This window comes from Bacillus sp. THAF10 (genome assembly GCF_009363695.1).
In the GTDB taxonomy this organism is placed as follows: domain Bacteria; phylum Bacillota; class Bacilli; order Bacillales; family Bacillaceae_I; genus Sutcliffiella_A.
In genome coordinates, this window is record NZ_CP045403.1 from 2,978,089 (window position 1) to 3,001,884 (window position 23,796).

The following is a 23,796-nucleotide window of genomic DNA, read 5'->3' on the forward strand; positions in this document are numbered from 1 at the left end:
TAGTCTGCAAAGTAGAGCGTCCATCTCCATGCGCCAGCGACTAGCAAAATGGGCGCATTCCGCTTTTGTTATTACATATTTTTGATTAGTTCGTCACCAAACTCAGAGCATTTTACTTCTGTTGCTCCATCCATTAGGCGGGCAAAATCGTAAGTGACAACCTTAGAAGCGATGGATTTTTCCATAGCATCTACAACAAGTTGTGCAGCCTCTGTCCAACCAAGGTGTTCAAGCATTAATACACCAGAAAGGATAACAGAAGATGGATTTACTTTATCAAGACCTGCATACTTTGGAGCAGTACCGTGTGTTGCTTCAAAAATAGCATGGCCAGTTTCGTAGTTGATGTTTGCTCCTGGAGCAATTCCGATTCCACCTACTTGTGCAGCAAGTGCATCAGAAATATAATCACCGTTCAGGTTCATTGTCGCAACAACATCAAACTCTTTTGGACGAGTAAGAATTTGTTGTAAGAAGATATCAGCAATAGAATCTTTAACAATGATTTTGCCTTCTGCTTCAGCAACCTCTTGAGCTTTGTTAGCAGCATCTTTGCCTTCCGCTTCAGCAATACGGTCATATTGAGCCCAAGTGAATACTTTGTCGCCGAATTCTTTTTCAGCAAGCTCATAGCCCCAGTTCTTGAACGCACCTTCTGTAAACTTCATGATGTTTCCTTTGTGTACTAGAGTTACAGATTTACGCCCATGCTCGATTGCATAGTTAATGGCACCGCGAACTAGACGGGAAGTACCTTCTTCAGATACAGGCTTGATGCCGATACCAGACGTTTCAGGGAAACGAATTTTGTTAACTCCCATTTCTGTTTGAAGGAAGTTGATAAGCTTTTCTACTTCCTCAGAACCTTTTGCATACTCAATACCAGCATAAATATCTTCTGTGTTTTCACGGAAAATAACCATGTCAGTATCTTCTGGACGTTTGATTGGAGAAGGAACTCCTTGGAAATAACGAACAGGACGCAAGCAAGTGAAAAGATCAAGCTCTTGACGCAATGCAACGTTTAGAGAGCGGATTCCGCCACCAACCGGAGTTGTTAGAGGACCTTTGATTGCAATTATGTACTCACGAATATCTTCAAGCGTTTGGCTTGGCAACCATTCACCAGTTTGGTTGAATGCTTTTTCCCCAGCCAATACTTCTTTCCAAACAATTCCTTTTTCGCCATTATATGCTTTTTCAACAGCTGCTTCTAAAACGCGGGATGCAGAAGCCCAAATGTCAGGACCGATTCCGTCTCCCTCGATAAATGGAATAATTGGGTTGTTAGGTACGTTTAATACACCATCAGTAACAGTAATTTTTGTTCCTTGTGTCAATGTGAAAACCTCCTAAAAATGATAAAGTGCTTGATGTTTTTTGGGGAGTGAAATCCCTCCCCATGATAGTATAACAAATTAGTATGCTTTTTCGCTCTATTTAGAAATTATCCTCTTTTTTCTAAAGGAACATAATCTTGCTTTCCAGGTCCCGTATATTCTGCACGTGGGCGAATAAGTCGGTTGTTGGAATATTGCTCAAGAATATGTGCAAGCCATCCAGAAACACGGCTCACTGCAAAAATTGGTGTGAATAAATCATGATCAATTCCTAAAGAGTGGTAAACAGATGCACTATAGAAATCAACATTTGGTGGTAGTGGCTTTTCAGAAGTTACCACTTCCTCTACCTTCACGGACATTTCATACCATTTGGATTGACCCGTTAAATGAGTTAGCTTTTCAGACATTTCACGTAAGTGCTTCGCACGTGGATCTCCTTGACGGTACACTCTGTGACCAAAGCCCATGATTTTTTCTTTGTTAGCAAGCTTTTCACGGATATAGCTTTCCGCATTCTCCACTTCACCAATTTCAGAAAGCATCTTCATAACCGCTTCATTTGCACCACCATGTAAAGGCCCCTTTAGAGCTCCAATTGCAGCCGTCACACCGGAATAAACATCCGATAGCGTCGCTACGCAAACGCGTGCAGTAAATGTAGAAGCATTTAGCTCATGATCAGCATGAAGCACTAGCGCTTTGTTAAATGCTTCAATCGCAACTTCAGATGGCTCTTCTCCGGTTAACATGTATAAGAAGTTCGCTGCAAAGCCCAAATCCGTTCTTGGCGCAATTGGTTCTAAGCCTTTGCGAATTCTTGAGAACGCTGTCACAATTGCTGGCATTTTTGCCTGCAAGCGGACTGCTTTATGATAGTTTGCTTCCTCTTCCATTTTGTCAGCATCCTCATCATAAAGACCAAGCAAAGATACTGCTGTACGAAGAGCTGCCATAGGGTGCACTTTGTCAATTGGATAAGTTTTGAAATGGTTAATCACTTCTTCAGGAAGAGCTGCATTTTCAGCCAATTCTTGTTTTAACGCAGTTAACTCCTTCTTGTTCGGAAGCTTTTGATGCCATAGAAGATAAATTACCTCTTCAAAGCTGGCATGCTCTGCCAGATCATCAATATTGTAGCCAACATACGTTAATGTGTCGTCAATGATGGAGCTAATTGCAGATGTTGTCGCTACAATTCCTTCAAGACCTTTAGTTGTTGTCATTTAAACCCTCTCCTTTATGTGAAATTTCCCAAATTCCTTAACTGTCATTGCTCACCCGAACGCTTGCTCAACATAATGATAAAAGACAAATATATGCAAAAATATTAAGAGTAATTTATCAATTCAAAATCTAGCAAACTAAGAAAATGCTTACATTTCCATTCATAAAAATAAGCGCCATAACCATTAGATTCATGGGTGTGCGCGCATTTTCGGCGAACAATGTACCTTTTGCTATATAGGAAGGAAGTGTCCTTGTCCCTATTATAAACAATTATCTGAACTTTGTGAATGAAAAGAACAAAAGTATTACAAAAAATATTATAACAAAAAAACAATTTGTGAAATAATCTCTTAAGTGAAGTACTCCACGATTTTCATTGCTAGGTACGCAATCCCCGCACCAATTAATGGACCAACCGCTACACCTCCGAAAAGAGCTACAGCAAGAATCGTACCAAAAATAAGCGCTGTTGTAATATGAGGATCGTTTGCAAGAAGCGTTAACCCACCTTTTGCAATCAGCGCAACTGCTACACCTGCAAACAGAGCAATCCAAGCATAATAGGATTTAAGCGCATCTCCCAGCTGTTTAAAGCCAATATCTCCTGTTGCAATTGGCACAAGTACCGCAATGGTGATAATCGTCACTCCCCAGTTAATCCCTTTTGCCTGCAGGTAAGGGAATATTTTGTTATCTAGCCCAATAGTTTTAATAACAAGCAGAGTGATGACTGCAATCATGAGAGATGGATTTTTTGCTAAAAACCCTATTAATAGTAGTATAAGCAGAAACAGCGTGGCATAACTTATCATTCTTTTCATCCTTCCAATAGCAAAACCCACTTTAATCCTACCATAATGAAAAGAGAAAGAAAAAGAATTGAAATTGCTTACAATTTTTAAAATTTTGAAATATTATACTGGGAAAAGAAGAATGTTAGCTGTAAAATAAGGATAAGGAATTTTTGGTAAAAGGTGGTGTTTCTGTGAACTGGAATTATGTACATATTTTCTTTCGTCTTCTTCTAGTACTTGCTATCATCATTTTCGGTCTTTATGCTGCATTTCATATTTTCTCCATCGCGTATCCATTCATCATAGCTTTGTTACTCGCATTCTTCATTAATCCTTTAGTAAATTTTCTCGAAATCAAGGGAAGGCTTCCAAGAAGTCTGGCCGTATTCATTTCCATTTTAGCAGTTTTTGCAGGAGTAGCAGGAATTGTTACACTATTAATTGTTGAAATCGTATCAGGCACTGAATATTTAGCTAAGGTGGTCCCTGGACATTTTGAAACATTAGTGGTGTATGTGGAGCAATTTGTCGTGACAAAGGTTATTCCTTTTTTCAACCAAATCACAACGATGTTTCATAGCCTTGAAGAGGGGCAACAAGAGTCCTTGCTAACAAATATTGAAAACTTAGGCGCTTCGATTGCCACTAATGTAGGAGAGTTTATTCAAACCTTTCTAACCAACCTTCCTAAAATACTTACATGGATACCAAGCTTTGCTACCGTGTTAATTTTTTCTTTATTGGCTACCTTTTTTATTAGCAAGGACTGGTATAAGTTAAAAGCAAGGCTAACAAAGATGACTCCTAAAAAAATTCAAGGCAGCTTGGCAAATGTTTTCTTTAGCTTAAAAAGAGCCTTTTTCGGATTTATTAGGGCACAAGCAACGTTAATTTCGATCACGACTATCATTGTGTTAATTGGACTCCTAATTTTACGTGTAGAATATGCCATCACCGTTGCTCTAATTATCGGACTGGTCGATTTGATTCCTTATCTTGGAACAGGGCTAGTATTTGTTCCGTGGGTTATCTTTTTAGCGATTAGCGGAAATCTTCCATTAGCAATAGGTTTAGGAGTTTTGTATTTAATTGTTATTGTTCAACGTCAGCTAATGGAGCCGAAAATTCTTTCCTCCAGTATTGGTCTTGATCCATTGGCAACGTTAATTGCCTTATTCGTCGGCTTCCAGTTAATTGGGTTTCTAGGTTTGATTGTAGGACCGGTTACCGTTGTTATTTTTAACACACTATGGAAGGCTGGGGTAATGAAAGATATTTATTTATATGTAGTAGGGAAAAATAGAGTTGTTTAGAATAAAAAAAGTGCCTTTTCATAGAGAAAAGGCACTTTTTTTATTTAAATAGGTTAGCGATGGATTGGAACAGGTTACGGAAGAAATCGGCAACACTTTGCCAAAATCCTTCGTTTCCTACCACCTCTTCAATGCGATTTTTAATATCCGTTGAAATGTCCTCAAGTTGTTTTTTCACACTATCAAAATTGATATTGAGCTCGCGCATTTTTTCAAAAAGATCGATGAGAAGCTGTCTGTCTTCTTCGCTCAATTCAATTTGAAGCTTGGATAGTTGCTCTTCTACAATCTGCTCTACTTCTTCGCGTGTTGCTGGATTTTGCTCAGCAATCTGTTTTTTTATTTCCGTAAGAAGTTCACTAACTTTTTCACTATCCAATCCTTCTTCTTCTGCTAATTTAGTAGCAATTGATAGCTCTTCATTCGCCACTTCCATGCGGTCTTTATTTAATTCTTCTCCACTTACTTCATAAGCTTTATAGATACCAACAAGGGCGGAGTGTCCACTAACTTTCACAGGTGAAGCAACGATAACCTCTGCATCCTCAATTCCAGCTGTTAACAAGGCATTAGCATACATATCATCGGTCACTTGTGTGATATTTTCAGGAGTAGCCCTTGAGATGTTCAAGCCTTCTCCTTTTTCTTTTCTCGTAATTTTGGCAGAGGAAAACATACGTGCATTTCGGTCTTCCCCATCAATATATTTTACAAGATCTTCTCCTGTAACGGTAATTTCCTCAACCATGTCAGGATCATTTACTTTTAACATCTCTCGAACTTCTTGCTTTTGATCATCATTTAGTGTTCCACCTAATACAACAATTGGTAAGCCGAATTTTTCATTGATGCTTTCTTCTTCTTTGTCACCTGCTGCATAGGATGTTGTTGAAAAACTGAGTCCAGAAATAACCAAGGCTAACACTAGCAAAAATTTAAACCAATGCTTCATGATTCTTCCCCCACTATCTTCATACAAAATTTTTTTCTATCTTTAACCTTACTAAAAAGACAATTATCTTCTGTTAATAACAATAAACTGTCCTCTGTCTATTCTGTTTCGTATCGCTCGCAAAATGGATGGCTTTATTAGGTTTCTTGTACCAGGTAATAGGAGCGCAAAGCCAATGGCATCTGTAATGAAACCTGGAGTTAACAGCAATACACCGCCAACTAATATGCATAATCCATCAATAATTACTTCTCCTGGCATTTGTCCACTGTTCATTTTTTGCTGGGCACTTTTTAAGGCAAAAAGTCCTTGTTGTTTGGCAAGCCAAGCTCCGACAATACCAGTTAAAATAATCAAGAGAACAGTTGGGATGGTGCCAATCAATTTTCCAGCTGTAATTAACACCCATATTTCTAGAGCAGGAATAACAATAATCAATAGTAATAATAGTCTAAACAATAGAGACCAGCCTCATTTCCATTATGAAAATTCTTTTCAATTATACCAAATAACGTTCCATAACTCTAATATAAGCCTATACGTAAAAAAACCCCCTCCATCTAACGTATGCTAGAAAAGAGGGGGTTTGTACAAAAATTATAGTACGCTTGCGTGACCGGAATAGATAGTACCGCGGGATGAGTCGACAGTGATTTCTTGGCCATCTTGGAGGATAGATGTCGCATCCTCTACTCCAACGATAACAGGAATGCCTAAGCTTAATCCTACAACGGCAGCATGACTTGTTAAGCCACCTTCTTCTGTAATAAGCGCCGCAGCTTTTTCCAATGCAGGCATCATGTCTTTATCCGTACCATTTGTTACGAAAATAGCACCTTCTGTCATTTTTGCTTTTGCTTCTTCTGCTGTTTTTGCCACCACTACTTTACCAAAAGCAGATTTTCTGCCAATTCCTTGTCCACTTGCAAGAACGTCTCCAACCACATGAATTTTCATTAGATTTGTCGTTCCTTTTTCACCAACAGGAACTCCTGCTGTAATCACGATTAAATCACCGTGAGAAACAATTCCAGTGTTTAAAGATTCTTCAACAGCTACTTCTAGCATTTCATCTGTGGACGTTGCTTGACGACCAATGCGAGGATATACTCCCCAAACCAATGCAAGTTTTCTAGAAACAGCTTCACATGAAGTGACAGCTACAATAGGTGCTTTTGGACGATACTTAGAAATCATTCTTGCAGTATGTCCACTCTCCGTTGGTGTAACAATTGCTGAAACATCAAGGTTTATCGCTGTATACGCTACAGATTGTCCGATAGAGTCCGTCACCGTTAATGCTGCTTGTTTACTATGTTTGCTTAAAATCTCCCCGTAGGATAAAGCTTGTTCTGCACGAGAGGCAATATTGTGCATCGTTTGTACCGCTTCAACAGGATATAACCCTGCTGCCGTTTCCCCGGAAAGCATAATAGCATCTGTACCATCAAAAATAGCATTTGCAACGTCACTTGCTTCTGCACGCGTTGGACGCGGGTTACGCTGCATGGAATCAAGCATTTGTGTTGCAGTAATGACTGGCTTACCAGCAAGATTACACTTTTTAATTAATTCTTTTTGCACAAGAGGTACTTCTTCTGCAGGTATTTCTACACCTAGGTCACCACGAGCAACCATAAGCCCATCAGAAACTTCCAAAATTTCGTTGATGTTGTCTACACCTTCTTGGTTTTCGATCTTAGGGATAATTTGAATTTCAGGTGTTTTGTGTGCTTCTAGTAATTCACGGATTTCTAACACATCAGATGCACGGCGAACAAAGGAAGCAGCGATGAAATCAACTCCTTGCTCTATTCCAAAGCGAATATCATTGGCATCTTTTTCGGTAATACCAGGAAGATTTACTTTTACTCCGGGAACGTTAACACCTTTTTTATTCTTCAAGGTACCAGAGTTTAAAATTTTTGTTTTGATTTCACTATTTCCAACATGCAGTACTTCAAGACCAATTAATCCATCATCCAACAGAATTTTTGACCCAGGATGCACATCCTCCATCAAGCCAGGATATGTGATAGAAAATTTATCAGGAGTTCCAACAACCTCTTCCATGGAAATCGTAATTTCTTGACCAGCTATCAGTTCAATCGCACCGTCTTGCATGGTATGCGTTCTGATTTCTGGACCTTTCGTATCAAGAAGAATCGCAACATTTTTTCCTGTGCGTTCTGCTGCTTCACGGATATTACGAATTCTTGCTCCATGCTCCTCAAAATCTCCATGTGAAAAATTTAAGCGGGCAACATTCATACCTGCTTCAATAAGCTGAGTTAGCTTTTCAACAGTCTCGCTGGCAGGTCCAATTGTACAAACAATCTTGGTTTTTTTCATGTAACATTTCCTCCTATATGATATACCGTTCTACTCTATCATTTTTATTATAAAGTAAATGGCAGTTCTTACACCAATAATACGTTCACACCTGGTTATGAAAACGATTCCAAAACCATTACATTATTAAATGGAAAGTTCTTTTGACAGGTTATACATCTTTTTATCAATCGTGTGTTGTTGGGCTAATGCTTCAATAATATCATGATCAACAAGTTCATTTTTCTGAATACCAACACATCTGCCACCATGACCATCCAATAATAATTCCACAGCTCTTGCACCTAAGCGACTTGCCAATACGCGGTCAAATGCTGTTGGAGAGCCACCTCGCTGAATATGGCCTAGCACACTTACACGGGTTTCGAAGTTCGTCTCTTCCTCAATTTTCTTTCCGAACTCCACACCACTGCCAACACCTTCTGCTACAATGATGATACTATGCTTTTTGCCACGCTCTGTCCCACGCTTCAAACGTGAAATGACTTCCTGCATATCATCTTTAGCTTCTGGAATCAAAATGGTTTCTGCACCGCCGGCAAGACCCGCCCATAAAGCAATATCTCCTGCATGACGCCCCATGACTTCTACTACGTATGTACGCTCATGCGAAGTTGCAGTGTCACGAATTTTATCAATGGAATCAATTACTGTATTTAATGCTGTATCAAATCCAATGGTAAAATCTGTACCTGGAATATCATTATCAATCGTTCCAGGAACGCCAATACATGGAAAACCATGTTCGGTTAGCTTTTTTGCTCCTTGATATGAGCCATCTCCACCGATAACCACCAGTGCCTCAATGCCAAGCTTTTTCAGTTGCTCGATACCTTTTAACTGGCCCTCTTGCGTTTTAAACTCCTCGCAGCGGGCAGAATAAAGCATGGTACCTCCTCGTTGGATAATGTCTCCTACCGATCCAATTTCAAGCTTTTTTATGTCGCCCTCAATCAGTCCTGCATATCCACGATAGATACCGTATACCTCCAAATTATGAAAGATTGCTTTCCTGACTACAGCACGCACTGCCGCATTCATACCAGGTGCATCTCCACCACTAGTTAATACGCCTATTCGTTTCATTTATCTCACCTCTTGAGCTATATATATCCAAACACTTATTTTATTAGAAAAAAGCGTAAGATGTAAAGCATCTTTATCAAAATTAACATGCAGAGGTGTCGAAAACAATAGATTTTTGTCGACCAATTGTTTCAAGAAGTGAAATTTTATGCGGCCTCATCGTTTAAGATACCCTAGTTCCCTGCAAATAACTACCAATTTTCAAAATTCATTTCTTTCATCACAAAAGGACGAGTGTAACCTCGTCCTTTCTGAGTCTGTTACTTTTTAATGGTTGATTTTTTCGGGAGCTTTCTTTTCCTTAAGCTGTTCCATAAAGGTGAATTCTCCCATCCGCTTGTACTTGGCATAACGATGTTCAATAAGTTCATCTGCTGTAAGCGGCATTAAATCCTGTAGCGATTCTTTTAAAATCTCTTTGATTCCTTTTGCTTGGAAATCAACGTTTTTATGGGCACCGCCTTTTGCTTCAGGAATGATTTTATCTATAATACCTAAATCATGAAGGTCAGGGGCCGTTATTCTCATGGATTCTGCTGCTTTTTTTGCAAGAGAAGCATCCTTCCATAGGATCGCTGCGGCACCTTCTGGAGAAATAACAGAGTAAGTAGAGTTTTCAAGCATATGAACATGGTTACCAACTCCAAGCGCCAAAGCGCCTCCACTTCCACCTTCGCCAATGACGATACATACAACAGGCACCTTTAAGCCAGCCATTTCAAAAAGGTTTTTGGCAATTGCTTCACTTTGCCCTCGTTCTTCTGCAGCTTTTCCAGGATATGCTCCCTTGGTATCAATAAAGCAAATAATCGGTCGGTTAAATTTCTCCGCTTGATACATCAGCCTTAATGCTTTACGGTATCCTTCAGGGTGAGGCATACCGAAATTTCTTCGAATGTTTTCCTTCGTATCTTTCCCGCGCTGGTGGCCAATAATCGTAACGGGAACTCCGTCAAATTTACCAATTCCACCAACAATGGCTTCATCATCTCCGTAAAAACGATCGCCATGAAGTTCAAGAAAGTTCGTAAACACTCTTTCGATATAATCAAGGGTAGTTGGACGTTCTGGGTGTCTTGCAATTTGAACTCGATCCCACGGACTAAGATTACCATATATATCAGTCTCTAATTTTTGAAGTCTTACCTCAAGCTTTTCAATCTCATTCGTAAGATCCATATCACTGTTTTTTGTAAACTCTTTTAACTCGCCGATTTTCTTGCGAAGCTCGACAACCGGTTTTTCAAATTCCAATTCCCCTACCATCCTGCCTCTCCTCCTTCCTGATGGATGTCTAATACATTAGTTAGTGTTTCTTTTAAGTCAAGGCGTGGAATAACTGCATCAAGCTGTCCACATTTCAAAAGGAATTCTGCTGTTTGGAAATCCTCCGGCAGATCTTCCCTGATTGTTTGTTCAATAATACGTCTGCCTGCAAAACCAATCAATGCTTTAGGTTCAGCGAAATTATAGTCACCAAGAGAAGCAAAACTCGCAGATACCCCGCCTGTAGTTGGGTGCGTCATCACAGAAATAATCAACCCACCACTTTCACTATGCAGTTTTAACGCACTGCTCGTTTTCGCCATTTGCATTAAACTAAGAACACCTTCTTGCATTCTGGCGCCACCTGATGCTGTAAAAATAAGAAAAGGTACCTTTTTTTCCGTTGCTTTCTCAATGGCTCTGGTTATTTTTTCCCCAACAACCGATCCCATACTTCCCATTCTAAAAGTAGAATCCATAACAGCAATTACTAGTGGAAGCTCATTGATCTTCCCTTCCCCTGTCACGACCGCTTCATTAATACCTGTTTTCTTGCGATCACTTTCCAGCTTTTCTAGATAGTTAGGGAAATTCAGAGGGTTCTCTGAAATCATATCGGCATCATAAGCCACAAAGCTGCCTTCATCAAGTAAGCTCTGTATTCTTTCTTTCGCATTCATTGGGTGATGGTGCCCACAGTGTAAGCAGACCTTTAGATTTTTCATCAATTCTTTCGTGTACATAATTTTTTTACAACTTGGACATTTTGTCATGATTCCTTCTGGTACATCTTGTTTTGCTTGTTCAGATGGAATAGTTGCATATTTTTTCTTTTTTGTGAACAAATCCTTTAGCAAAGCTACAGAACCTCCCTTTATTTGAGCCATTGAAAAAGCCTAACCAGGCTTGGCCTCTATTCAAACTTTCATTCCAGTTATTACTTAGCTTTGGTATTTGGTCCTAACAACAGGTCAAAATATAGGTAAGTAAGGCTGTTAACATTATTTCAATAAACAAAATCCTTTACTTACCTTTTCTTTCATACTGTTAATGTAACGGAAACCCTAATTGGAATGTTGTAGATTCTTGTCTACTCGTTGTCGACAATTTCCGCAAAATGTTTTTCATATAATTTTATTACGTTCCCACTCTTTTTTTCTCTCATCCACTCTAGCAATTCTTTGAAAACATCACTCTCTATCTTATTATGCTTGGCAATAATCTGAGCATAACTATTAACAAGAGTCCATATTCTTAACATTAAATTATTATTTACGACCGTCACAATCTCTTTAAAAAAATTCGATCGATCCGGCCCTTCTTTTATCAGCTTCTCCAAAAGCTCAAAATCTCTTTCACTTGCCTTTTTCATAAACAGAAGCATGCAGGATTTTTCGATTTCAGATTTTGTTTCTAGTAAATCTGTTTTTGTTTTATCCTGCTCCAAAATAAAGGTGCCTAGTATTTCAACCAAATGATGCTCTTTGAAATCTTTAATGAACGTTCCTTCTCCTCGCTTGGTCTCGATAAGACCTAGCAGTTCAAGGGCTCTGAGTGCTTCACGAACAGAAGAACGTCCGACATTTAGTCTGTCGGACAATTCCCTTTCTGATGGAATTTTATCACCCGTTTTCAATCCATCTTCTACAATAATGAAGCGGATTTTTTTCACTATTTCCAGATACATTTTTGTTGTCGTCATAGACTATTCACTTTTTCCAATAATGGCTGTTCTTCTGGTCTTTTCAGCAACCTCTTCTGGATCCACTTTAATTCTGGCCACTCCTGTTTCCATTGCGGCTCTCGCAACTGCAGCAGCAACTGCAGGGGCTACGCGTGGATCAAAAGGAGCTGGAATAACATAATCAGGAGACAATTCACTCTCACTTACAAGACTTGCAATCGCTTCTACTGCCGCAATTTTCATTTGCTCATTAATATGTGTGGCACGTACATCAAGAGCACCTCTGAAAATTCCAGGGAAGGCAAGAACATTGTTCACCTGATTTGGGAAATCTGAACGACCTGTTCCTACGACACTTGCACCTGCAAGTTTCGCTTCTTGTGGCATAATCTCTGGGTTTGGGTTTGCCATCGCAAAAATGATAGAACGCTCATTCATACTTTCCACCATCGCTTGAGTTAATGCACCTTCAACTGACACACCGATAAATACATCTGCATCCTTCATCACATCAGCAAGCGTGCCCTCTATTTTGTTACGGTTTGTGTATGTCGCAACCTCTGCCTTCACACTGTTCATTCCCAGTGGGCGACCTTCGTAAATAGCACCCTTAGAATCACACATCGTGATGTCTCTTACACCGTAATGATAAAGCAATTTAATAATCGCAATTCCAGCAGCACCAGCGCCATTTGCCACCACTTTAATTTCGCCGATATTTTTCCCAACAAGCTTTAGGGCATTTACGAGTCCAGCAACTGTTACAATCGCAGTTCCATGCTGGTCATCGTGGAAAATAGGAATATTCGTTTCTTTTTTCAAACGTTCTTCCACCACAAAGCAGTTCGGTGCCGCAATATCCTCAAGGTTCACGCCTCCGAAAGTTGGTTCTAAGAGCTTTACTGTTTCTACAATTTTATCCACATCTGTTGTATTTAAGCAAATTGGGAAAGCATCTACTCCTGCAAAGCTTTTAAACAGGACAGCCTTTCCTTCCATAACAGGCAATGCAGCTTCTGGACCAATATTTCCAAGGCCTAATACAGCCGTACCATCAGAAACAACTGCTACCATGTTGCCTTTCATTGTATAATCATAAACTTTATTATTATCATCATATATCGCTTTACAAGGCTCCGCTACACCAGGAGAGTAGGCAAGACTGAGGTCTTTCGCATTTCTCACAGGAACTTTGGACTTGGATTCTAATTTACCTTGATGAACTTTATGCATATGTAATGCTTCTTCTTTTAAAGACACGTTTCATGTCCCCCCTGCTTTTGTCGTCATGATATTATTACTCTCATCATCATTTTATTTAGAAAAATAAGAAGAAAAAGGTGGTCTGACCACCTCCTGTTAACTATATCATAATATCAATTATTGTAAAGAATTTTTGAATACCACATTTGGTTTTCCAAGCAATGTTTCAAGCTTTGCCAAGCACTCCTCCGTTGGTGTTACAAAAAAGGATGGCTGAAGCTTTATCGTCTTTTTCGCATGAATATAATGAACATAAACAGGAGATGGCCCATGATGCTTTCTTAACACCTTTTGTAAATGTTCAAGTACTTCTGATTCATGCTTTTCTTCATCAATTTGTAAAAACAGATTTCCAACAAGGGACGCATATTTTTCCTTGAGAGTTTCAGTATCTTCTGCATGCTTGAGAATGAGTTGCATTTTCCCTTCGCGCTCTTCCATATGGCCATCAAATAATAGGGTATGTCCTGGTTGGATACTATGAGAAAGTCGCTTAAACAAATCTGGAAAAACAACCGCCTCTAAATCTCCTGTTTGATCAGAAAGGGTAAGAAATGCCATTAATTCTCCTTTTTTTGTCCTAATCACACGATCATTAGAAATAAATGCCCCAATCTTCACCCTTTTTTGATCGCCGCTCACGATATCGATAATTGGCTGTGCTCCTCCTAGCTGGAAAAAGTCCTTAAAAGGCTCTGTCGGATGTTTGGAAAGGTAAAAGCCCAACGCTTCTTTTTCCAGCTGAAGCTGCTCCATTAAAGGTAGCGGCTCTACCTTGACATACTTTGGCTTAATATTAAACTCTTCCTCTAAAAAGAAATCTATTTGGTTGTCCTTTGATGGCATCATTAGTTCAGCGTGTTGAAGCGCCACATCCAAAGTTGCAAGTAGCGTTGCTCGATCCTCTCCAAACTCGTCCAATGCGCCAGCAAAAATAAGCATCTCCAAGATTTTGCGGTTAAGCTTGGTTCCGACACGCTTACAAAAATCAAATAAATCGACAAACGCTTTTCTTTCTCTTTCTTCCATCAGACCCTTGATTACTTGCACACCAATTCCTTTGATCGTTAGGAGGCTAAAGCGGATACCTTCCTTCTCTACCGTAAAGCTAATTCCACTTTTATTAATGGAAGGCGGTAATACCGAGATTCCTTTTCTTTTCGTTTCGGTAATGTATTGAGATAGCTTTTGTTCATTTCCCATTACAGAGGATAACAAGGTAGCCATAAATATTTTTGGATACGTCGCCTTAAGATAGGCAAGCTCATACGAAATCATACTGTATGCCACCGCATGGCTACGGTTAAACCCATAATCGGCAAAACGGACAATGAGATCATACACCTTATTTGCTGTTTCCTCATTGTAGCCTTTTTGCAAACAGCCTTTCACAAAATGCGCTCTTTCTTCGTCTAGGACCTCTTTCTTCTTTTTACTTACCGCTCGCCTTAACAGGTCCGCCTCTCCAAGAGAGAACCCTGCCATACTTGCTGCAATTTGCATAATCTGCTCCTGATAAACGATGACTCCAAAGGTTTTTTGAAGTATTGTCACTAAATCTGGGTGTGCATATTCTACTTTTTGTCTGCCATGTTTTCTGTCGATAAATACAGGTATTTGCTCCATTGGCCCAGGGCGGTACAAAGCGTTCACTGCAACAATATCCTCCAAACTGGTTGGCTTAAGCTTTTCGAGTACCTTTCTCATTCCAGAAGACTCGAGCTGAAAAATACCTGAAGTATCACCGGCACTTAAAAGTCGATACGTAGCCGGATCATCTGTTGGAATAGAGAATTTTTGTTTCTTTTTTGTTTCCTTCTGCACGCTATAGCGAATACTTTGAATCATAGTTAAGTTACGCAAACCTAAGAAATCCATTTTTAACAAGCCCAGTTCCTCTAAGGTTTCCATTGGAAATTGTGTCAGATAAATATCCTGCTGACCTGATTGAACTGGTATTAATTCGGTTAAAGGTTTTTCTGTAATGACAACTCCAGCAGCATGAGTGGATGTATGCCGTGGTAATCCTTCTATCTTTTGGGCAGTCTTAAATGCTCGCATGCGTTCTTTTGTTTCCCCTATTGCACGCTGCAGTCGGTCATTTTCTTTGTATGCCTGCTGCAATGTCGTACCAGGACGGGACGGAATCATTCTTGAAATCATCTCCAGCTCTTTACCTGAGAGATTCAGAGCCTTTGCCACATCGCGCCAAGCGGCTTTAGCGGCTAAAGTACCGAAAGTAATGATTTGAGCAACATGCAGCTCTCCATATTTTTTGGCCACATATTGAATGACTTCATCTCGTTTATTGTCCTGAAAATCGATATCTATATCTGGCATCGATATTCTTTCAGGGTTTAAAAAACGTTCAAACAGCAGTTCATGCTCAATTGGGTCCACATCTGTAATATATAAGGTGTAGGCGACAAGCGAGCCAGCAGCAGATCCACGCCCTGGTCCTGTAAGAATCCCTTCTTTTCTAGCAAAATACATAAAGTCCCACACAATCAGGAAATAATCACTAAATTTCATTCCTTTAATAATTTCAAGCTCGTGCTTTAATCTTTGCACGTATTCAGAAGATGCATTTCCAATCCGTTGCTCAAGCCCTTCCCTGCACAATTGTTCGAGATAATGATCTGCATCTATCTCACTTGGCACAGGGTACTTCGGCAAGGCAGCCTGACCAAATTCAAGCTCCACCTCACACATCCGGCTAATTTTAATGGTATTTTCTAAAGCATCAGGAATATCCTCAAAAAGATTCACTAATTCATTTGCATCTCTAAAATAATCAGGAGCTCTCTCCGGTATTGCTTCCATCTTTGTCCCATTTTTTATGTTACGAAGGCACTCAACAACGAAGACATCCTCTTTATGTAAGTAATGGACACCGCTTAATGCAACTAAATTTAAGTCTGGGTGTAGTCTCTGGACCTCTTCTGATTTTTGAGCGGATTCCTTTGTATTTCTGTTGATGCCAAGATAGACATTCTCACCACCGAACATTTCCAAGAATTCAGTGGAAGAAGCTTCCTCGTCACTTGCCAGTTCTGAGTCACTTGCAGAAAGAATGGCAATCAACCCTTTAGAATAATGACGTAGCCACCTTTTTGGTACGCCATTCACTGCTTTTGTCTGCACACTGCTAGACAGTTTCATTAAATTGGTATAGCCTTGATTGTCCTTTGCTAAAAGAATGATAGGATAGCAGTCGCTCTCTTCTTCATCCTTCTTTCGTACCGATAATGTTAGTCCAATTATCGGCTTAAGGTCTGCTTTTTTGCAGGCCTTATAAAAATCCACCACTCCATACATCACATTTTCATCTGTCAGCGCAAGCGAGGTCATACCCAGCTCCTGTGCACGCTGAATTAGGCTTGGAATTCGCACACTGCTATTTAAAAGACTATAGCAACTTTTGATATGTAAATGAACAACACTCATGTAAGATCACACCTTATTAAACTTCCTATTTTTATTATAGAATTCTTATCCGTCAAAAAACAATGACTAACCTCACATACTTGTTTAGCCCTGTCCATATATATGAAATAAGCACAGAAAGGATGATAATCATGGACGTAAAAGATCCATTTATTGCAACGCTCATTTTTAGTTTTTTTATTGCCATAGGGGTTATTCTTGGCGGAGCGCTCATCGGAGGCATTGCTGCTTTTTTAGTAGGTGATCAGCCCCTCACACGCATGTGGCGATTAGCCAACAGCCTAAAAATATGGGCCATCGTTGCCGCAATAGGCGGAACGTTTGATACGTTTTATAATTTGGAGAAGGGTTTGTTCGACGGTGAAACAAAATTCCTTGTAAAGCAGCTGCTTCTCATTATCTCCGCAACAGGTGGCGCTCAACTTGGAGCATTAATAATCAGCTGGTTCACTCAGGAGAATTTTTAGTATGAGAGTCCCCCCCTATAACCGTGATCCGGGCTGGCAGCGCTTCTTTTCAGGTGCTGTAATTGGGGCCATTGTTGGCTGGCTCATCTTTATTTGGATTTACGGTACCTCCATGGAAATATATGTTGGAGAACTAAATGAACATCGAGAAAAAGTAAAACTGCTTGAAGAAAGAATGCATATCTTAATAGAGGACAACGACAAGCTGAAAGAAGAAAAGGATCAGTTAGAAATTGAGGACTTTGACATTTCTATCATAAATCATGAAAAATATAAACTCGATTCGTTTAGCAGAACATCCATCATTTCAAGGATCACAGAAGATTTAAATCATCTAGTATCAAAGGACGTTGCAAACATTAAGGAAAACAGAGAGTTGCTTATAAAAATGATTGAGAACAAACACTATGTTCTCGATGAAAAGCAATATAGTTTTGAAGTTGATTTTCTGTATATCGACACTACCATTGAAATTGACCTGTTAATCGTCAATATGGAATAATGGCAGAACTGGTTGAATCGCACCAGTTCTGCCTTCATTATTTTGCTGAAGTCGCACATGCTGAGATTAAATCCTCGAGCACATTCTCCGCATCTTCCCAATGATAAATGGAAGCTCCAGAAGCAAGCGGATGTCCCCCACCGTTGTATCTTTTGGCAATTTCATTCACAATTGGCCCTTTTGAGCGTAACCGAACCCTCACCTGATCTGGCTCCTCTATAAAAAATACCCACGCCTTAATCCCATCGATATTTCCTAGCATTCCCACAAGCTGAGACGCCTCTGATGGAAGCGCATTATAGCGCTGCAAAATTTCGCGTGTAATCTTCATAGATGCAACCCCATTATCATGCAAGTTGAAGTTTTCCAGCACATAACCACTTAACTTTGCTATATGCAGCTTAGTACGATAAAGCTCATCATAAAGATCGGTCATTGAAAATCCATAGCTTAGCAATTCACTTGCATACTGAAACGTTTTCGTGTTAGTACTTTGGAAAAGAAATCTCCCGGTATCACCAATAATACCTGCAAAAATTAATCTCGCTGCTTCCATTGTCATAATCCAGCCTTGGTTTTTACCAATTAAATAAAGCTCATACACCATTTCACTCGTTGAGCTTGAGTCTGTGTCAACCCACATCAAGTCGCCATACCTATCTTCATTTGGATGGTGATCAATTTTTATCAACTTCTTCGCAAGCTTATAGCGCTTATCACAAATCCTATCAGTATTCGCTGTATCACAAACAATAACCAACGCATCGTCATAGGTAGAATCAGGAATCTCATCAAGTTTACTTAAAAAGCGCAAGGACGTTTCTTCTTCCCCAACCCGGTATACCTTCTTTTCAGGGTAGCTTGCTTTAATCAATTCCGCCAGTCCACACTGAGAGCCATACGCATCTGGGTCAGGACGAACATGGCGGTGAACGATGATTGTTTCATGTGCTTTAATCTCATCTATAATTTGCTGCCTCATCTTATCCCTCATTTTCGCTTATCATTACATTTATTTAATCACAATTCAGACAGTTCTCAAAGGAATAACCTACTTAAAATGCCCTTACCTCAGAAAACTGGTTTTTTGTTCACGAAGCCGTTACAATATAGCTTGTATGCTTATGTTAAAATAACGATAGAATAATCGATTAAACAAGGAGTGTTCCTTTTGGCTATTTTTGTATTTCTCATTATCTTTTCCCTTATGTTCTACGTCATGTATAAAGTAAAATATTTCCGTACTCATCTCCCAGCTGAGAAAAAGTGGCTAGGTGCAAAATCAAGTATCGCCCTTGGTAGCTTTGTTTTCTTTTTCGGTCTAAACACGCTCATTAATCCACTCTCAACAGTGGCAACGGTGGTTGGAATTGTCCTCATGCTCGTGGGACTCGGAAGTGCTTGGGCTGGAATTAAGGCATATCGTTTTTACTTGCCGTATGCAGTTAAAGAAGCAGAGGCAGTGAAAGAGATGGAAATGAAAGAGAAGACGATAACGAATTGAAGTTTTGTGTGGCCGTCTCCCAGGGTTGGGGGGGCGGTTTTTTTATTTTGGGGTGAATTTTTCTAGGAGGTAGGTTTTGTTTTTATTCATTCCGATAGTTGGTAAGTTTAATGAGCAGAGGATTTTTCTTGGGACACTCTCAGAATTAAGTATAAGAAAATCACGCAGCTGACCATTTGTAATTGTGTCACCTACCAATAATTTATAGTCATTGATAGCTGGGTAGTGTGCCGTTTTTGAAAAATGCATACAAGAACTACATCGCCATTTTCCGTTACTTCTTAACATTGGGGGCTTATAACAAGAAGGACAAATCACCCCTTTTATTAGATCCTTATAGCTCATACCGAAGTTAGCTAAAAAATGGAGATAATCATTTTCATGTTTCTTTTTTAATGTTTTTACTAATCGCCTTATGTCATCAACTTCTAATATAGGATTCCGGTAAGTCTTATCAATCATTTTGATTTTATCAGGTAGAGTAGTGTGGTAGGTGATTTGGTCCATCTGAGTGGGAGTGTTTATTATAGTAGCATTATGATGGGTTAAGACTATATAGCCTAATATGGGTGGAGTGGGGAAGTTATTTTTCTGTAGCCAAAGACTTAGTTGGTATTTCTGGCGGGAAATTTGCGCTAGTGGGTCACCAAATCTTTCTCGTTCTTCTCCCTTATGGCGTAATAATTGGCCAGATGGTAGGTCAACTTCTAAAGTGCCGGAGATGTATTTTGAATCGAGAATTAAACAGTAGCAAGGGGTTATCAGAAGGGAATCCATTTGGAAGTGTCTTTTTAGTGGATCTGCAATTCTAAGGCTATTGAGGATGTGGATGTTTTGCTGAGGAAGAAAGGTGAGAAAATAGTCCATAGCTTTTTCACCTATGTAACCATAATGATATTTTGCGTGTTCTTTTTCAATCAGGGGGTATTTTTCATGTGTTAATGGAACTCTTCTTGTTGCCGCTTCAAGGGTGAGTAACTTTACCGACTTTTCTCGAGGTTTGCTTATCATTTTTACACTCCTTTTTGGTGATTTCATTGCAAAGTATTCTATAAGCGGTGTTTGATGTCCTTCTTAAATTTGGAAATTGGATTTTCCATTTAAAATATCAGCCAAAATGGTGATTTATCAGCCAGAATTTCATTTTATCAGCCAGTTACTTATGTTTATCAGCCAAACCTAAGCACTTATCAGCCATAAGTCAACTTCCGACAAAATCCATCAATTTCCGCATGGCCTACCCACCTGTCCCACGCCCACCACCCTTCCGCTCCCCCCACAACTCCAACTTCAACCCAAAATAAAAAGCACCCCTTAATCCAAGGAGTGCCCATCCAACTATTCCTACTGTATCAACTGCACCATCATCATCGCCTTGCCCACCACAAGACCGTCATGATACACTTCTACATCCACTTTGCCAAACTTTCGGCCAAGCTCGAGTACCTTTGGACGAATGGAGATGGTGCTATCAATTTGCACTGGCTTGATAAAGTAGATGGTGATGTTTTCAACGACCATGTCGCTCTTCTTCATGTTTCGAACCACCCTCTTGGCTGCTTCTGTCACGATGGTCGTGAAAACGCCATAGGAAATGGTTCCGACTGAGTTGGTCATTTGCGGAGTCACTTCACTTTGGTAAAGCTCATCCCCTTTAGACACGGTGACATCAACGAATTGATTGGTGATGATGTCATCTAATGTTTCTCCGACTTGTGGCTGTCGTTGAATCATCTGTAAGGCCTTCAATACGTCCTGACGACTGATGATACCTAACAAACGATGATTTGGGTCAACAACCGGGAGCATTTCTATTCCTTCCCATACCATGATATGGGCGGCTGAAGCTACGGAGGTTTTTCCATTAACAGTAATGGGGTTTTTGGTCATTACTTTTTCAATCGGGGTGGTGGCTTCCTTCCCTAGTACATCTTTAGAAGTCACGACTCCCTGCACCTTGAAATTTTTATCGATGATTGGAAATCTGCTGTGCTTAATTTCCTCGTTGACCTTGTACCATTCTGTAATCGTGTCCTCTGTAGTAAGGTAAGTGGTTGCCTCAATTGGCGTTAATATATCTTCAACAAGGACGATTTCCTTTTTGATTAATTGGTCATAGATAGCTCGGTTGATCATGGTCGCGACGGTGAAGGTGTCGTAGCTGCTTGAGATGATTGGGAGCTTCATCTCGTCAGCGAGGGCTTTCACCTCATCATCGGTATCAAAGCCACCGGTAATGAGCACGGCTGCACCGGCTTCAATGGCGAGCTTATGGGCATTGGTGCGGTTTCCGACAATCAATAGGTTTCCGGCATCTGTGTAGCGCATCATCGCTTCAAGCTTCATGGCGCCGATGACGAATTTGTTTAAGGTTTTATGTAAGCCTTCCCTGCCACCTAACACTTGTCCATCCACAATATTGACAACTTCGGCAAAGGTTAGCTTCTCAATGTTGTCTTTCTTTTTACGTTCAATACGAATGGTACCGACTCGTTCAATGGTGCTGACATAGCCTTTATTTTCTGCATCCTTGATTGCACGGTACGCGGTTCCTTCACTTACTGTCAGTGCTTTTGCTATTTGTCGAACTGAAATTTTTTCTCCAATAGGTAGCTCTTCAATATATTGGAGAATTTGCTCATGCTTCGTCAATTTTTTCACCCGTCCACTAATTATTTATATCTTTATTATACGGATGAATGCGTTCGTATTCAATGTGTTTACTGATATTGACGTAACCTTGCCCTTTTTGCTTCGGCTAGTTTTACCTTTTGGATGACTCTTTTTCTTTTTGGCAAGTAGAGAAGAGCGGCGATATTGCCTCCAACAGCCATGATGGCAAGCAGTATCCAGGCAAGAGCAAACAAGCCAGCAAGTCCATCAGCAGCGAGTGGTAGGCGCGGGATGGCAATATAGAGCATGGCTGCAATACAAAGCATGGCTAATAGTAGACGATTTTTCATGATTCTGCACTCCTTTCCTTTTAAAATAGCTTGTATCAAATATATGCGTACACATAAAAAAAAGAAGCGAAAATACGCGCTTCTCAGGCTGTCGAGAAAGTCTCGACAGCCATTTTTATATTCAATAACTTCAACAAATTACCGCGTTAATATGTTATAATATAGTTAATACATATAGGCGGTGATTCTATTGTTTAATACAAGAAATACAACGCAAAATGAAGTTGAGTTTGTCTCAATTGAAGACCTCGTTCCCCAAGATCATCTACTCAGGAAAATTGATAAGTACATTGATTTTTCCTTCATCCTAGAACGCGTTCGCCCCTACTACTCTGAAGATAATGGACGTCCCTCTTTAGACCCTCTCGTACTTTTCAAAATGATGTTTATTGGCTACTTTTATGGAATTCGCTCCGAAAGACAACTTGAAAAAGAAATTCAAATGAACATCGCGTACCGTTGGTTTTTAGGATTACGTTTAACCGACCCTGTTCCTCACCACTCCACAATTAGTTGGAATCGACGCAAACGTTTTAACAAGACGAATATTTTCCAAGAGATATTCGATGAAATCGTCCTTCAAGCCATGAACCACAAAATGGTTGGTGGACGCGTATTGTTTACGGATTCTACCCATTTAAAAGCAAACGCCAATAAGCATAAGTTCACAAGAAAAACCGTTGAAGTAGAGACACGAGAATACATAGAAGAATTAAATCAAGCTATCAGCGAGGATCGAGAAAAGAACGGAAAAAAGCTCTAAAAGAACGGGAGGAGGTGAAAGAGACCAAAGAAATCCGCAAAAGTTTAACGGATCCGGATTGTGGCTTTATGTCACGAGATCAAAAGCAAGAAATGTTCTGTTACCTTGACCATCGTACGACGGATATGAAATTTAACATCATTACTGATGCCTTTGTGACTCCTGGAAACGTTCATGACTCTGTTCCTTATCTCTCACGTATAGACCGCCAAATGGAACGCTTTGAATTTAAAGTGGAAGCTGTGGCACTTGACTCTGGTTATCTTACCAATCCCATTTGTAAGGGATTATCGGATAGGAACATCTTTGGAGTAATCGCACATAGAAGGTTTCACCCTATCAAAGGTCTCTTTCCAAAATGGAAATTCACCTATCAACCAGAGAACAATCAATACATTTGCCCAAACGGAGATGTCTTAACCTATCGAACCACCACGCGCGAAGGCTATCGAGAGTATAAATCGGATCCTTCGAAATGTAAGGTTTGTCCTTTACTTGATCAGTGTACACAATCCAAAAATCATCAAAAAGTGGTCACCCGTCACGTATGGGAAGATCATAAAGAACAGGTTCGATTAAACAGGCTTTCTAAGTCTGGAAAAATGCTTTATAAATACAGGAAAGAAAAAGTGGAGCGAAGCTTTGCAGATTCAAAAGAACTGCATGGGCTTCGCTACTGTAGGTTGAGGGGAGAAGGCAATGTGAGTGAACAAGTGTTACTCACAGCAGCCTGCCAAAACATGAAGAAGATTGCCACACACCTAGCCCGGCTAGGCTAGGTGTGTGGGAACCTTTTTCTCTCAAGTGTGATGCAAGATAATATCACATGGTCCACCAAAATAAAAAAGCTTGTAGAGAAAAACATAGGGT

The 23,796-nt window shown here is 40.0% G+C and carries 21 protein-coding genes; 5 read left to right on the forward strand and 16 right to left on the reverse strand.

Going from position 1 to position 23,796, the window contains the following annotated elements:
• Positions 1 to 71 precede the first annotated feature (71 nt).
• From icd to FIU87_RS15535, 3 genes are all read right to left on the reverse strand, one after another.
• Positions 72 to 1,340, reverse strand: a complete 1,269-nt coding sequence (gene icd / locus FIU87_RS15525) for an NADP-dependent isocitrate dehydrogenase (RefSeq protein WP_152445427.1) — start codon at positions 1,338 to 1,340, stop codon at positions 72 to 74.
• Between the two features lie 107 nt (positions 1,341 to 1,447).
• Positions 1,448 to 2,566, reverse strand: a complete 1,119-nt coding sequence (citZ, locus tag FIU87_RS15530; protein ID WP_152445428.1) for a citrate synthase — start codon at positions 2,564 to 2,566, stop codon at positions 1,448 to 1,450.
• 354 nt (positions 2,567 to 2,920) lie between these two features.
• Entirely contained in the window at positions 2,921 to 3,382 is a 462-nt protein-coding gene (locus FIU87_RS15535) for a DUF441 domain-containing protein (protein ID WP_152445429.1), read from the reverse strand.
• A 173-nt stretch (positions 3,383 to 3,555) separates the two neighbouring features.
• Between FIU87_RS15535 and ytvI the strand changes: the two genes are divergently transcribed.
• Positions 3,556 to 4,677: a sporulation integral membrane protein YtvI gene (gene ytvI, locus FIU87_RS15540; RefSeq protein ID WP_152445430.1), complete on the forward strand. Its 1,122-nt coding sequence runs from the start codon at positions 3,556 to 3,558 to the stop codon at positions 4,675 to 4,677.
• A gap of 40 nt (positions 4,678 to 4,717) precedes the next feature.
• On the opposite strand, the gene FIU87_RS15545 is transcribed toward ytvI, so the two are convergent.
• The 9 genes from FIU87_RS15545 to dnaE all read right to left on the reverse strand — a co-directional run bounded on the left by FIU87_RS15545 (position 4,718) and on the right by dnaE (position 16,727).
• Positions 4,718 to 5,629: a DUF1002 domain-containing protein gene (locus FIU87_RS15545; protein WP_152445431.1), complete on the reverse strand. Its 912-nt coding sequence runs from the start codon at positions 5,627 to 5,629 to the stop codon at positions 4,718 to 4,720.
• 63 nt (positions 5,630 to 5,692) lie between these two features.
• A complete protein-coding gene (locus FIU87_RS15550) occupies positions 5,693 to 6,088 on the reverse strand; it encodes an FxsA family protein (RefSeq protein WP_152445432.1) in 396 nt (131 codons plus the stop codon).
• A 138-nt stretch (positions 6,089 to 6,226) separates the two neighbouring features.
• Positions 6,227 to 7,981 carry a pyruvate kinase gene (gene pyk / locus FIU87_RS15555; protein ID WP_152445433.1) on the reverse strand — a complete coding sequence of 585 codons (1,755 nt, stop codon included), beginning with the start codon at positions 7,979 to 7,981 and terminating at the stop codon, positions 6,227 to 6,229.
• A 126-nt stretch (positions 7,982 to 8,107) separates the two neighbouring features.
• Positions 8,108 to 9,067 (reverse strand): 6-phosphofructokinase, encoded by a 960-nt coding sequence (pfkA, locus tag FIU87_RS15560; RefSeq protein ID WP_152445434.1) that lies wholly within the window; start codon positions 9,065 to 9,067, stop codon positions 8,108 to 8,110.
• A 267-nt stretch (positions 9,068 to 9,334) separates the two neighbouring features.
• The gene (gene accA, locus FIU87_RS15565; RefSeq protein ID WP_152445435.1) at positions 9,335 to 10,333 is read right to left on the reverse strand and encodes an acetyl-CoA carboxylase carboxyl transferase subunit alpha; all 999 of its coding nucleotides are present in this window, start codon (positions 10,331 to 10,333) and stop codon (positions 9,335 to 9,337) included.
• Positions 10,327 to 11,190, reverse strand: a complete 864-nt coding sequence (gene accD / locus FIU87_RS15570) for an acetyl-CoA carboxylase, carboxyltransferase subunit beta (RefSeq protein WP_152445436.1) — start codon at positions 11,188 to 11,190, stop codon at positions 10,327 to 10,329. Before accD ends, accA begins: the two co-directional genes overlap by 7 nt.
• A 233-nt stretch (positions 11,191 to 11,423) precedes the next feature.
• Positions 11,424 to 12,035, reverse strand: coding sequence for a FadR/GntR family transcriptional regulator (locus FIU87_RS15575; RefSeq protein WP_152445437.1), 612 nt, complete (start codon positions 12,033 to 12,035; stop codon positions 11,424 to 11,426).
• Positions 12,036 to 12,038: 3 nt separating this feature from the next.
• Positions 12,039 to 13,277 carry an NADP-dependent malic enzyme gene (locus FIU87_RS15580; protein ID WP_152445438.1) on the reverse strand — a complete coding sequence of 413 codons (1,239 nt, stop codon included), beginning with the start codon at positions 13,275 to 13,277 and terminating at the stop codon, positions 12,039 to 12,041.
• Between the two features lie 120 nt (positions 13,278 to 13,397).
• Complete coding sequence (gene dnaE, locus FIU87_RS15585; RefSeq protein ID WP_152445439.1) at positions 13,398 to 16,727, reverse strand: DNA polymerase III subunit alpha; 3,330 nt, start codon at positions 16,725 to 16,727, stop codon at positions 13,398 to 13,400.
• Positions 16,728 to 16,858: 131 nt separating this feature from the next.
• Between dnaE and FIU87_RS15590 the strand changes: the two genes are divergently transcribed.
• Both FIU87_RS15590 and ytrI read left to right on the forward strand, forming a co-directional pair.
• Positions 16,859 to 17,194, forward strand: a complete 336-nt coding sequence (locus FIU87_RS15590; protein WP_152445440.1) for a sporulation membrane protein YtrH — start codon at positions 16,859 to 16,861, stop codon at positions 17,192 to 17,194.
• Between the two features lies 1 nt (position 17,195).
• Positions 17,196 to 17,696 carry a sporulation membrane protein YtrI gene (gene ytrI, locus FIU87_RS15595; RefSeq protein WP_152445441.1) on the forward strand — a complete coding sequence of 167 codons (501 nt, stop codon included), beginning with the start codon at positions 17,196 to 17,198 and terminating at the stop codon, positions 17,694 to 17,696.
• A gap of 37 nt (positions 17,697 to 17,733) precedes the next feature.
• Here ytrI and FIU87_RS15600 read toward each other — a convergent pair whose 3' ends face one another.
• Positions 17,734 to 18,690: a DHH family phosphoesterase gene (locus FIU87_RS15600; RefSeq protein ID WP_152445442.1), complete on the reverse strand. Its 957-nt coding sequence runs from the start codon at positions 18,688 to 18,690 to the stop codon at positions 17,734 to 17,736.
• Between the two features lie 177 nt (positions 18,691 to 18,867).
• Between FIU87_RS15600 and FIU87_RS15605 the strand changes: the two genes are divergently transcribed.
• A complete protein-coding gene (locus tag FIU87_RS15605; protein WP_152445443.1) occupies positions 18,868 to 19,200 on the forward strand; it encodes a YtpI family protein in 333 nt (110 codons plus the stop codon).
• 42 nt (positions 19,201 to 19,242) lie between these two features.
• Here FIU87_RS15605 and FIU87_RS15610 read toward each other — a convergent pair whose 3' ends face one another.
• From FIU87_RS15610 to FIU87_RS15620, 3 genes are all read right to left on the reverse strand, one after another.
• Positions 19,243 to 20,211, reverse strand: coding sequence for a nuclease-related domain-containing protein (locus FIU87_RS15610; RefSeq protein WP_172971077.1), 969 nt, complete (start codon positions 20,209 to 20,211; stop codon positions 19,243 to 19,245).
• Positions 20,212 to 20,544: 333 nt separating this feature from the next.
• The gene (locus tag FIU87_RS15615) at positions 20,545 to 21,852 is read right to left on the reverse strand and encodes a CBS domain-containing protein (protein ID WP_152446604.1); all 1,308 of its coding nucleotides are present in this window, start codon (positions 21,850 to 21,852) and stop codon (positions 20,545 to 20,547) included.
• 68 nt (positions 21,853 to 21,920) lie between these two features.
• Positions 21,921 to 22,163 (reverse strand): hypothetical protein, encoded by a 243-nt coding sequence (locus FIU87_RS15620; protein WP_253905439.1) that lies wholly within the window; start codon positions 22,161 to 22,163, stop codon positions 21,921 to 21,923.
• A 184-nt stretch (positions 22,164 to 22,347) separates the two neighbouring features.
• Here FIU87_RS15620 and FIU87_RS15625 point away from each other — a divergent pair.
• A protein-coding gene (locus tag FIU87_RS15625) for an IS1182 family transposase (RefSeq protein ID WP_152446459.1) occupies positions 22,348 to 23,705 on the forward strand; the annotation gives its coding sequence in 2 pieces (ribosomal slippage) (positions 22,348 to 22,921 and positions 22,921 to 23,705; 1,359 coding nt in all).
• Positions 23,706 to 23,796 lie beyond the last annotated feature (91 nt).